Below are 11,609 nucleotides of genomic sequence, written 5' to 3'. Positions count from 1 at the left end.
GATTGATCAAGGCTTTAGCCCCTCAAGGAGAGGCTAACCTTTAAAATGCTCGATTCCCCTGGAACCGCACCTTCGTGTGGTAATGGAGTACCTGACTCAATGTTCCTTCCTGACTCTGCCGTGTTGAACGCGGCTGTCGACTGGCTCGCTCACGGCATGTGGGATCTCTCGTGGTGGCAGATCGTCCTCTACACGCTCGTGACCACTCACATCACGATTGCCGCGGTAACGATCTTCCTGCACCGCACGCAGACGCATCGGGCCATGGAACTGGGTCCGATCCCATCGCACTTCTTCCGCTTCTGGCTGTGGCTGGGCACCGGCATGGTCACCAAGGAATGGGTCGCCATCCATCGCAAGCACCATGCGAAGTGCGAGACCGTGGACGACCCGCACAGCCCGCAGGTCAAGGGTTTCGACGAAGTCATGTGGCGCGGCGCCGAACTCTATCGCAGGGAATCCAAGAACAAGGACACCGTCGAGCGCTTCGGCCATGGCACGCCCAACGACTGGATCGAACGCAACCTGTATGCGCGTTACAGCTGGCAGGGCGTGGGCCTGATGATGATCCTGAACGTGGCGATGTTCGGTGCCATCGGTCTGGCCATCTGGGCGGTGCAGATGGTCTGGATCCCGTTCTGGGCGGCTGGCGTGGTCAACGGCATCGGCCATTTCTGGGGCTATCGCAACTTCGAGGCGACCGATGCCAGCACCAACCTGATTCCCTGGGGAATCATCATCGGTGGCGAGGAGCTTCACAACAATCACCACACCTATCCGACGTCGGCCAAATTCTCGGTCAAGAAGTACGAGTTCGACATCGGCTGGGTCTACATCAGCCTGATGCAGAAGATCGGCTGGGCCAAGGTCAAGAAGCTGCCGCCGAAGATGCTGATGGGTGATGTACAGCCGGTCGCTGACGAGAAGACGCTGGAGGCCGTGATCGCCAATCGCTACGAGGTGATGGCCGGATTCGCGCGCGAGATGCGCCGCACGACCCGCGACGAACTGGCGCAACTCAAGGCCAAGGGTGCCGATCTGTCGGTGCTGCGGGCCGCCAAGCAGTGGCTCCATCGGGACGACGACAAGGTGCCCCCGGCGGCGCGCACGCACATCGTGCAGGCACGTGCCGCGCATCCGGTGCTCGACAAGATGGTGACGATGCGCGAGGAACTCCGCCAGCTGTGGCTCAACACCTCGCATTCGCGCGAGCAGCTGGTATCGGATCTGGCGGCTTGGTGCCACCGTGCCGAAGCCAGTGGCATCGCCGGGCTGCGTGAGTTCTCGACGCGGTTGCGCGCGGCACGTGTCTGATCGCATTCCACGCCCTCGAGGCTGAAAGTCAAAAAACCGACCTCCGGGTCGGTTTTTTTATGGCCATGCCATCGGTCCGAATGGTTTGATGCAAAAAACCGGACAACAAAAAACCCGCTGGGTGAGAGCGGGTCGGATGTCGGGACGAATGATGATCCGCCCTGAAAGAAATCGGCGCCGAATTACTTCAGCTTGATTTCCTTGTATTCGACGTGCTTGCGTGCCTTGGGGTCGAACTTCATGATCGACAGCTTTTCAGGCGTCGTCTTCTTGTTCTTGCTGGTGGTATAGAAATGGCCGGTACCCGCGGTGGATTCCAGCTTGATCTTCTCGCGTCCGCCTTTGCTCGTTGCCATGATTGCGCTCCTTAGGCTTGGCCGCGTGCGCGCAGGTCTGCGAGCACGGCATCGATGCCGTTCTTGTCGATCAGGCGCAATGCAGCGCTCGAAACCCGCAGGCGAACCCAGCGGTTTTCAGTCTCGACCCAGAAACGGCGGTATTGCAGGTTCGGCAGGAACCGGCGCTTGGTTTTGTTGTTGGCGTGGGAAACGTTGTTTCCCACCATCGGGCCTTTGCCCGTGATATCGCAGACGCGTGCCATGTGGACACTCTTTCCTGAAACAGCTGGCGCCCCGTCCGCAGGGGAACGTGGGCGTTTTGCAGCTTGACCTCGCCATGGAATCCGGGTGGCGGTACCCCGGCTTTGCCACAGGCTGCAAGACAGCCCGTTGTTTGGCAAAGCCTGCGATTATAGCGTGCCGTTCGTTTCCAGGTACCGCTGTGCGTCCAGTGCCGCCATGCAGCCGGTGCCGGCGCTCGTGATGGCTTGGCGGTAGATGTTGTCCTGCACGTCGCCGGCCGCGAAAACGCCGTCCACGCTCGTCATGGTCGCCATGCCCTGCAGGCCCGAGCGCGTGACGATGTAGCCGTCCTTCATCGTCAGCTGACCCTGGAAGATGTCGGTGTTGGGATGATGGCCGATGGCGATGAAGCAGCCTTTCAGGTCGACCTGTTCGGTCGCGCCGGTGTCGACGTGCTTCAACCGGATGCCGGTGACACCCGAGTCATCGCCCAGCACCTCGTCGAGCACGTTGTGCGTCTTCAGAACGATCTTTCCTTCCGCGACCTTCTCGTGCAGCTTGTCCACCAGGATCGGCTCGGCCTTGAAGCGGTCGCGCCGGTGCACCAACGTCACCTTGCTGGCGATGTTGGACAGGTAGAGGGCTTCTTCCACGGCCGTGTTGCCACCACCGATGACGCAGACTTCCTGCTCGCGATAGAAGAATCCGTCACAGGTCGCGCAACCCGAGACGCCGCGGCCCATGAAATGCTGTTCGGATTCCAGGCCCAGGTACTTGGCCGAGGCGCCGGTGGCGATGATCAGTGCGTCGCACGTGTAGGTGCCGCTGTCGCCCGTGAGCGTGAACGGGCGCCGGCTGAAATCGACCTGGCTGATGTGATCGAAGACGACCTGGGTCTTGAAACGCTCGGCGTGCTCGAGAAAGCGCTGCATGAGCTCCGGGCCCTGGACGCCCTGCACGTCCGCAGGCCAGTTGTCGACCTCGGTGGTCGTCATGAGCTGTCCGCCCTGTGCCATGCCCGTGATGAGCAGCGGCTTGAGGTTGGCCCGCGCGGCGTAGACGGCCGCCGTGTAGCCGGCCGGACCCGAACCCAGAATCAGGACTTGGGCATGTTGTTGATTCGACATTCTTTAAAAACCTGAATTTTGCTGTATCAGCGTGTACATTTTCCGGAAGGTGATTTTCAAGTATCACCTTGCGGGCCGTCCCTGATGAGGGGCGTTTTCAATGCGCGTGATTGTAATTAAGCAATAAGTTCTCCAATTGCGCGTTTTCCGGGATTCGAAGATGTCCATGCTGTCCAATCTTGAGTTGCTCAGGCGAGTTCCCTTGTTTTCCGCACTGACGCCGGCCCAGTCGGCCAGCATCGCAGATGCGATCGTCAAGAAGCGATTCAAGCGCGCGGAGGTGATCGTCGAGCAGGGCAAGAAGTCGGATGCCCTCTACATCATCCTCACGGGTCGAGCCCGCGTGATGAGCACGGACACCCGGGGCCGCGAAGTGATCCTCGCCACCCTGCAGCAGGGCGATTACCTCGGCGAGATGAGCCTGATCGACGACGAGCCCCATTCCGCCACCGTCAGGACCGAGATCCAGACCGACGTGCTCGTGCTGGCCCGCGATGCCTTCGGCCGCTGCCTGCCCGAGAACGCCTCGATGTCGTACAACATCATGCGCGGCCTGGTGCAGCGCCTGCGGCAGGCGGACCGCAAGATCGAATCGCTGGCACTCATGGACGTCTATGGCCGCGTCGCGCGCTCGCTGATCGAGTTCGCCGTGGACGACGGCCAGGGCAACCTCAAGATCCGCGACAAGATCTCGCGCCAGGACCTGGCCAAGATGGTGGGAGCCTCGCGCGAGATGGTCAGCCGCGTCATGAAGGATCTGGAGGAGCGCGGCTTCGTCCAGACCCAGACCGATGGCTCCATGATCGTGAAGGAGCGACTGTCCTCCCTGACGTGACGGGCGCCCTGATCGACACGGCAACCGCTCGCGCGGCGCCTTTTCCGTTGTAGGCTCGGTGCGATGACGGCTTGGATCGCAGGCCGAACCGCGCTTTCATGACTTATTCGCTGAACTCCCTGCACGCTTCGAACGCTTCCAACCCACCTCCGGTCCGCCTGCGCGCGATGCGCTTCGCGCAGGAGATCACCCTGATCGCCGGTTTCGTGGCGCTTCTCTTCTGGCTGCTGGCCATGCTCAGCTTCACGCCCTCCGACGCGGCGTGGTCGACTTCGGGCACCGGGGGAGAGGTCAAGAACTGGGGAGGACGCATCGGCGCATGGATCGCCGACGGCAGCTATTTCGTGGCCGGCTATTCGGTCTGGTGGTGTCTGGCCGCCGGATTGCGTGTCTGGCTCTCGTCCCTCGCCGGCTGGCTGCGCGGTGGCGAAGTGGCGCCGGTGGCGGTCGAGCCGCCGCCGTGGGGCCGGCTCGACCGGGGTCGGCTGGCCTTCTGGTTCGGGCTGCTGCTGCTGCTGTGCGCCAGCGCGATGCTCGAATGGTCTCGGCTCTACCGACTCGAATTCCGCCTGCCCGGCCACGGGGGTGGTGTGCTGGGTTATTTCGTCGGTCCCATGAGCGTGAAATGGATCGGCTTCACGGGTTCGGCCCTGATCGCCATTGCCGCCGGTGTCGTCGGCTCGGCGCTGGTGTTCCGTTTCTCCTGGTCGCAGGTGGCCGAGCGGCTGGGTTCGCGCGTGTTCTCGCTGTTCGAATCGCGTCGCGAGAAACGCGAGATCGCCGAGGACCTGGCCATGGGCCGGCGCGCCGTGCGCGAGCGGGAGGAAGGCGCGGAGCCGGCGTCGCCAGCGGCACGTGTCAGCGAGCCGACGATGGACGACTTCACCGCGACCCGTCCGCAGGCACGTCCGGCCAAGGAAGTCGCGTCGCCCGTCCCGGCACCGACGCCACGCGCGACCGCGGACACCCAGCGCGTGCCCCCGGCGCCGGTGCCGATCCAGCGGGCCGTGACCGAGGTTGCCCGGAGCGATCGTGTCGTCAAGGAGAACCAGAAGCCGCTGTTCCGCGAGAACGGCGAGGGCAAGCTGCCGCGCGTGGACCTGCTCGACGCGCCGCAACTGCGCCAGGAGACCGTGTCCTCGGACACGCTGGAGATGACCTCCCGCATGATCGAGAAGAAGCTCAAGGACTTCGGCGTCGAGGTGCGCGTGGTGCTCGCTTCGCCCGGGCCGGTGATCACGCGCTACGAGATCGAACCGGCCACGGGCGTGAAGGGTTCGCAGATCGTCGGCCTCGCCAAGGACCTCGCGCGATCGCTGTCGCTGGTGTCGATCCGGGTGGTCGAGACGATTCCCGGCAAGAACTACATGGCGCTGGAACTGCCCAACGCCAAGCGCCAGTCGATCCGCCTGAGCGAGATCCTCGGCTCGCAGGTCTACAACGACGGCAAGTCGATGCTGACCATGGGACTGGGCAAGGACATCGTGGGCAATCCGGTGGTGGCCGACCTCGCCAAGATGCCGCACGTGCTGGTGGCGGGCACCACGGGCTCGGGCAAGTCGGTGGGCATCAACGCCATGATCCTGAGCCTGCTCTACAAGGCCGAGGCGCGCGACGTCCGCCTGCTCATGATCGACCCGAAGATGCTGGAGATGTCGGTCTACGAAGGCATCCCGCACCTGCTCGCGCCGGTGGTCACCGACATGCGGCAGGCCGCGCACGGCCTGAACTGGTGCGTGGCCGAGATGGAGCGGCGCTACAAGCTCATGAGCAAGCTGGGCGTGCGCAACCTGGCGGGCTACAACGCCAAGATCGACGAGGCCAAGGCGCGCGAGGAGTTCATCCACAACCCCTTCAGCCTGACTCCGGACGATCCGGAGCCGCTCAAGCGCGAACCGCACATCGTGGTGGTCATCGACGAGCTGGCCGACCTGATGATGGTCGTGGGCAAGAAGATCGAGGAACTGATCGCCCGCCTGGCGCAGAAGGCGCGCGCCGCGGGCATCCACCTGATCCTGGCGACGCAGCGCCCGAGCGTGGACGTGATCACCGGTCTGATCAAGGCCAACATCCCGACGCGCATCGCGTTCCAGGTGTCCAGCAAGATCGACAGCCGCACCATCCTCGACCAGATGGGCGCCGAAGCCTTGCTGGGCATGGGCGACATGCTCTACATGCCCAGCGGCACCGGCCTGCCGATCCGCGTGCACGGCGCGTTCGTGAGCGACGAGGAAGTGCATCGCGTGGTGGCCTACCTCAAGTCCCAGGGCGAACCCGATTACATCGACGGCGTGCTCGAGGGCGGAACCGTCGACGGCGATGGTGATCTATCGGGCGACGGCGGCGACGACGAGAAGGATCCGATGTACGACCAGGCGGTCGAGGTGGTGCTCAAGAACCGCAAGGCGAGCATCTCGCTCGTGCAGCGCCACCTGAAGATCGGCTACAACCGCGCCGCGCGGCTGGTCGAGGACATGGAGAAGGCCGGGCTGGTGAGCGCCATGAGCGGTGCCGGCCAGCGCGAGATCCTGGTGCCCGCACGCGTTGAATAGACATACGGAAACATCGACGATGAAGAAGATCCTGATCGCGCTGACGATCGCGGCGTCCGCCGCCGGCGCCTGGGCCGACGGGCTGCAGAGCCTGGAGGCGTTCGTGCGCGACGTGAAATCAGGCCGCGCCGACTTCACCCAGACCGTCACGGCGCCGTCGCGGGAAGGGCAGCCCGGACGCGTGAAGACGTCCAGCGGCACCTTCGAGTTCCAGCGGCCCGGCAGGTTCAGGTTCGACTATCGCAAGCCGTTCGCCCAGACCATCGTGGCCGACGGGCAGACCCTCTGGCTCCACGATGCCGAACTCAACCAGGTGACGCAGCGCTCGCAGGCGCAGGCCCTGGGGTCCACGCCCGCCGCACTCATCGCCGCGGCGCCCGATCTGCGCGCGCTGCGGGCGGACTTCAAGCTCGAATCGGCGCCCGAGCGCGACGGCTTGCAGTGGGTCAAGGCGACGCCCCTGGCACGCGACGGGCAGCTGCAGTCCATCGAGGTCGGTTTCCAGGGCAACGCGCTCGCGTCGCTCGAGATCCTGGACAGCTTCGGCCAGCGTTCGGTGCTCAGGTTCGGCAAGGTGGAGATCAATCCGGCACTGGGCGCGGCCGCCTTCGCGTTCAAGGCGCCCGCGGGCGCCGACGTGCTCAAGCAGTAGGGCGCCCGCGCTGGACGGTCATCGGCTTCGCCCGATCGGGGCCGGACGGACACCGTCCGGGTCGCGCGAACCGCCGCACGCAAAAGGAAGCCATGCCTGATCTGTTTTCTCAAGAACCCGTCGCGCCGCTCGCTGAGGCGCTTCGCCCGAAGACGCTCGACGACGTGGTCGGGCAGTCGCATCTGCTCGGCGAGGGAAAGCCGCTGCGACTGGCGTTCCAGTCGGGCAAACCGCATTCCATGATCTTCTGGGGTCCGCCCGGCGTGGGGAAGACGACCCTGGCACGGCTGACGGCCTCGGCCTTCGATTGCGAATTCATCGCCCTGTCGGCGGTGTTCTCCGGCGTCAAGGACATCCGGGCCGCCATGGAACAGGCGCAGCAGAACCTGGCCATGGGCAAGCACACCATCCTGTTCGTGGACGAGATCCACCGGTTCAACAAATCCCAGCAGGACGCACTGCTTCCGTATGCGGAAAGCGGTCTGGTGACCTTCATCGGCGCGACCACCGAGAACCCCTCCTTCGAGGTGAATTCGGCATTGCTGTCGCGGGCGCAGGTCTATGTGCTGAAGTCGATCACCGACGAGGAACTCGCGCAGTTGCTGGAGCGGGCACGGGACAAGGCGCTGGGCGATCTCCGGTTCGACGACCGGTCCCGGGACACCCTGATCGGCTATGCGGACGGCGACGCCCGGCGCTTCCTGAACCTGCTGGAGCAGGCGAGCACCGCGGCCAGGACCTCCGGCATCACCACGATCACGGCGGAATTCCTGCAGGATGCGCTGACCCTGAACAGCCGGCGGTTCGACAAGGGCGGAGACAATTTCTACGACCAGATCTCGGCCCTGCACAAATCCGTGCGTGGCTCCCATCCCGATGCCGCGCTCTACTGGCTGACCCGCATGCTCGACGGCGGCGCCGATGCCCGCTACCTGTCGCGGCGCATCGTGCGCATGGCGTGGGAGGACATCGGGCTCGCCGATCCGAAGGCTTTGCAGATCGCCAACGACGCGGCCCTGACCTACGAGCGCCTGGGCAGTCCCGAGGGCGAGCTGGCGCTGGGCCAGGCCGTCATCTACCTGGCCGTCGCCGCCAAGAGCAACGCGGGCTATAACGCCTACAACGCGGCCCGTGCCTTCGTGAAGAAAGACCGCAGCCGGGAGGTGCCGGTGCATCTGCGCAACGCCCCGACCAAGCTCATGAAGGAGCTGGGACACGGTCACGCGTACCGCTACGCGCACGACGAACCCGATGCCTATGCCGCGGGCGAGACCTACCTTCCCGAAGGCATCGACGAGCCCGGCTGGTATCGTCCCGTGCCGCGCGGGCTGGAGATCAGGATCGGCGAGAAGCTCGATCAGCTGCGGCGACGGGACCGGGACGCCCGGGGGGATTGAGATCGCCGTGCGCGTCGGCGCGGGCCGTGCGCGGGGGTAAACCCCCGTCGAACATGCACCACGACGGGTCGTCCGCATGCCTACAATCCCGCCCTTGAACCCTCCCGGCGACACATGCTGGCGGGTTTTTTGCTTGGTGAATCGTCAAAGCCGATCCGGCTTCCGCGAATCTTGAAAGCACCTCGATAAAGGTGCCAACCCACTGGACGAACTTATGGAAATCCTGCTGCAGCAGATCATCAACGGTCTGGTGTTGGGCAGCATGTATGCCTTGATAGCCTTGGGCTACACCATGGTGTACGGCATCATCAACCTCATCAATTTCGCGCACGGCGAAGTGCTGATGGTCGGTGCCCTCACCAGCTGGACCATCATCGGCCTGATGCGGGAATCGATGCCGTGGCTGCCGGGTTGGCTCATGCTGCTGATCGCGCTGGTGATCGCCTGCATCGTCGCGGCCAGCCTGAATTTCGTGATCGAGAAGGTCGCCTACCGGCCGCTGCGCAACAGCCCCAAGCTCGCGCCGCTGATCACCGCCATCGGCATGTCGATCCTGCTGCAGACCCTGGCGATGATCATCTGGCGGCCGACGAACAAGGCTTATCCGACGCTGCTGCCCAGCGCCTCCATCGACGTCGCCGGCGCATCGATCTCGCCCACGCAGATCATGATCCTGGTGATGACCGCGATCTCGCTCGCGATCCTGACCTGGCTGGTGAACTACACCAAGCTCGGGCGCGCGATGCGCGCCACGGCCGAGAACCCGCGCGTCGCCTCGCTGATGGGCATCCGGCCCGACATGGTGATCTCGGCCACCTTCATCATCGGCGCGGTGCTCGCCGCCATCGCCGGCGTCATGTATGCGAGCAACTACGGCATCGCCCAGCACGCCATGGGCTTCGGTCCCGGCCTGAAGGCCTTCACCGCGGCCGTCTTCGGCGGCATCGGCAACCTCGCCGGCGCGGTCGTCGGCGGTCTCCTGCTGGGTCTCATCGAGGCCATCGGCGCGGGCTACCTGGGCACCGTCACCGGCGGCATCCTGGGCAGCCAGCACAGCGACATCTTCGCCTTCGTCATCCTCATCATCACGCTGACGGTGCGGCCCTCGGGCCTGCTGGGCGAACGCGTGGCCGATCGCGCCTGAAGCAGGAACGACCATGAAATCCAACAACGCCAAGAACCTCGCCGTCTTCCTCGTGGCCGCGGTGCTGCTGCTGGCGCTGCCGCTCCTGCTGCAGACCCAGGGCAATGCCTGGGTGCGCATCGTCGACATCGCCTTGCTCTACGTGCTGCTCGCGCTGGGCCTGAACATCGTCGTGGGCTACGCCGGCCTGCTCGATCTGGGCTACGTGGCGTTCTTCGCCATCGGTGCCTACCTCTACGCCCTGATGGGCTCCCCGCACCTGGCCGAGACCTTCCCGGCATTCAAGGCGATGTTCCCGAACGGCGTGCACACGTCGCTGCTGATCGTGCTGCCATTGGCCTTCGTGCTCGCGGGCGTGCTGGGGGTGATGCTCGGCGCGCCGACGCTGCGCCTGCGCGGCGACTACCTGGCCATCGTGACGCTCGGCTTCGGCGAGATCATCCGGGTGTTCCTCAACACGCTCGACCACCCGGTCAACATCACCAACGGCCCGAAGGGACTCGACGCGATCGATTCGATCCGCATCTGGGGCCTCAACCTGGGGCGGCCGCTGAAGATCGGCGACTACACGATCTCCTCGGTCTCGCTCTACTACTACCTGTTCCTCGCGCTGGTGATCGTCACCGTGATCGTGTCGCACCGGCTGCAGCTCTCGCGCGTCGGTCGCGCCTGGATGGCGATCCGCGAGGACGAGATCGCCGCCAAGGCGATGGGCATCAACACCCGCAACATGAAGCTGCTGGCCTTCGGCATGGGCGCGAGCTTCGGCGGCATCTCCGGCGCGATGTTCGCGGCCTTCCAGGGCTTCGTCTCGCCCGAGTCCTTCAGCCTGATGGAGTCGGTGATGATCGTCGCCATGGTGGTGCTGGGCGGCATCGGCCACCTGCCCGGCGTGATCCTGGGCGCGGTGCTGCTGGCGGCGTTGCCCGAGGTGCTGCGCTACGTCGCCGGCCCGCTGCAGGCCATGACCGACGGGCGCCTGGACGCCTCGATCCTGCGCCAGCTGTTCATCGCGCTGGCGATGATCGTCATCATGCTGCTGCGTCCGCGCGGCCTGTGGCCCTCGCCCGAGCACGGCAAGTCGCTCAAGCGGCGCCAGGACGACGCCAGGCCGGGCACGCCGATCGCGGCGCCGGGCGTGGGCAGTCCCGCCGACGAGGTGCCGGGTTCGCCGGCGCGGCCGATGTCGATCAATCCGTGACGGCCACGCACATCGAGCCAGGGAAACACGAACAATGACTGACACCATCCTCGAGGTGCGCGGCATCTCCAAGCGTTTCGGCGGCCTGCAGGCGCTGTCGGACGTGGGCATCACCATCCGTCGCGGCCAGGTCTACGGGCTGATCGGTCCCAATGGCGCGGGCAAGACGACCTTCTTCAACGTCATCACCGGCCTCTACACCCCGGACAGCGGCAGCTTCGTGCTGGCCGGCAAGCCCTACCAGCCGACGGCGGTGCACGAGGTCGCGAGGGCCGGCATCGCGCGCACCTTCCAGAACATCCGCCTGTTCGCGGACATGACGGCGCTGGAGAACGTCATGGTGGGGCGCCACGTGCGCACCCACTCGGGCGTGATCGGCGCCATCCTGCGCACCGCCGGCTTCAAGGCCGAGGAGCGCGCCATCGCCGAGCGCGCGCACGAACTGCTCGACTACGTGGGCATCGGCAAGTTCGCCGACTACAAGGCGCGCACCCTGAGCTACGGTGACCAGCGCCGCCTGGAGATCGCGCGCGCGCTGGCCACCGATCCGCAACTCATCGCGCTCGACGAGCCCGCCGCCGGCATGAACGCGACCGAGAAGGTGATGCTGCGCGAGCTCATCAGCCGCATCCGCGCCGACAACCGCACCATCCTGCTGATCGAACACGACGTGAAGCTGGTGATGGGACTGTGCGACCGGCTGACGGTGCTGGATTACGGCAAGCAGATCGCCGAGGGAACACCCGCCGAGGTGCAGCGCAACGAAAAGGTGATCGAGGCCTACCTCGGCACGGGAGGCCATTGAA

Annotated in this window: 11 protein-coding genes; 8 read left to right on the top strand and 3 right to left on the bottom strand. The window is 65.1% G+C overall.

The features are described 5' to 3' along the window. The first annotated feature begins 99 nt into the window (after positions 1 to 99). The gene (locus NF681_15405) at positions 100 to 1,314 is read left to right on the top strand and encodes a fatty acid desaturase (protein ID UST53675.1); all 1,215 of its coding nucleotides are present in this window, start codon (positions 100 to 102) and stop codon (positions 1,312 to 1,314) included. A 182-nt stretch (positions 1,315 to 1,496) separates the two neighbouring features. Here NF681_15405 and rpmG read toward each other — a convergent pair whose 3' ends face one another. The 3 genes from rpmG to trxB all read right to left on the bottom strand — a co-directional run bounded on the left by rpmG (position 1,497) and on the right by trxB (position 3,022). Beyond that, entirely contained in the window at positions 1,497 to 1,670 is a 174-nt protein-coding gene (rpmG, locus tag NF681_15400; GenBank protein UST53674.1) for a 50S ribosomal protein L33, read from the bottom strand. An 11-nt stretch (positions 1,671 to 1,681) separates the two neighbouring features. Further along, positions 1,682 to 1,915: a 50S ribosomal protein L28 gene (rpmB, locus tag NF681_15395; GenBank protein UST53673.1), complete on the bottom strand. Its 234-nt coding sequence runs from the start codon at positions 1,913 to 1,915 to the stop codon at positions 1,682 to 1,684. Between the two features lie 147 nt (positions 1,916 to 2,062). Beyond that, on the bottom strand, positions 2,063 to 3,022 hold the full coding sequence (gene trxB / locus NF681_15390; GenBank protein UST53672.1) for a thioredoxin-disulfide reductase: 960 nt from the start codon (positions 3,020 to 3,022) through the stop codon (positions 2,063 to 2,065). A gap of 160 nt (positions 3,023 to 3,182) precedes the next feature. Between trxB and NF681_15385 the strand changes: the two genes are divergently transcribed. From NF681_15385 to NF681_15355, 7 genes are all read left to right on the top strand, one after another. Further along, a complete protein-coding gene (locus NF681_15385; protein UST53671.1) occupies positions 3,183 to 3,857 on the top strand; it encodes a Crp/Fnr family transcriptional regulator in 675 nt (224 codons plus the stop codon). A 98-nt stretch (positions 3,858 to 3,955) separates the two neighbouring features. Further along, complete coding sequence (locus NF681_15380; protein UST53670.1) at positions 3,956 to 6,409, top strand: DNA translocase FtsK 4TM domain-containing protein; 2,454 nt, start codon at positions 3,956 to 3,958, stop codon at positions 6,407 to 6,409. Positions 6,410 to 6,428: 19 nt separating this feature from the next. Beyond that, complete coding sequence (gene lolA, locus NF681_15375; GenBank protein ID UST53669.1) at positions 6,429 to 7,061, top strand: outer membrane lipoprotein chaperone LolA; 633 nt, start codon at positions 6,429 to 6,431, stop codon at positions 7,059 to 7,061. Positions 7,062 to 7,153: 92 nt separating this feature from the next. After that, entirely contained in the window at positions 7,154 to 8,458 is a 1,305-nt protein-coding gene (locus tag NF681_15370; protein ID UST53668.1) for a replication-associated recombination protein A, read from the top strand. 214 nt (positions 8,459 to 8,672) lie between these two features. Then, positions 8,673 to 9,602, top strand: coding sequence for a branched-chain amino acid ABC transporter permease (locus tag NF681_15365; protein ID UST53667.1), 930 nt, complete (start codon positions 8,673 to 8,675; stop codon positions 9,600 to 9,602). A 13-nt stretch (positions 9,603 to 9,615) separates the two neighbouring features. Then, positions 9,616 to 10,803, top strand: coding sequence for an ABC transporter ATP-binding protein (locus tag NF681_15360; protein ID UST53666.1), 1,188 nt, complete (start codon positions 9,616 to 9,618; stop codon positions 10,801 to 10,803). 34 nt (positions 10,804 to 10,837) lie between these two features. Then, positions 10,838 to 11,608 (top strand): ABC transporter ATP-binding protein, encoded by a 771-nt coding sequence (locus NF681_15355; GenBank protein UST53665.1) that lies wholly within the window; start codon positions 10,838 to 10,840, stop codon positions 11,606 to 11,608. The last annotated feature ends 1 nt before the right edge of the window (position 11,609 follow it).

Source organism: Comamonadaceae bacterium OTU4NAUVB1 (assembly GCA_024372625.1).
GTDB lineage: Bacteria > Pseudomonadota > Gammaproteobacteria > Burkholderiales > Burkholderiaceae_C > Variovorax.
Note: the sequence above shows the minus strand (reverse complement) of the source record. Positions and strands in the feature narration are given on the sequence as shown.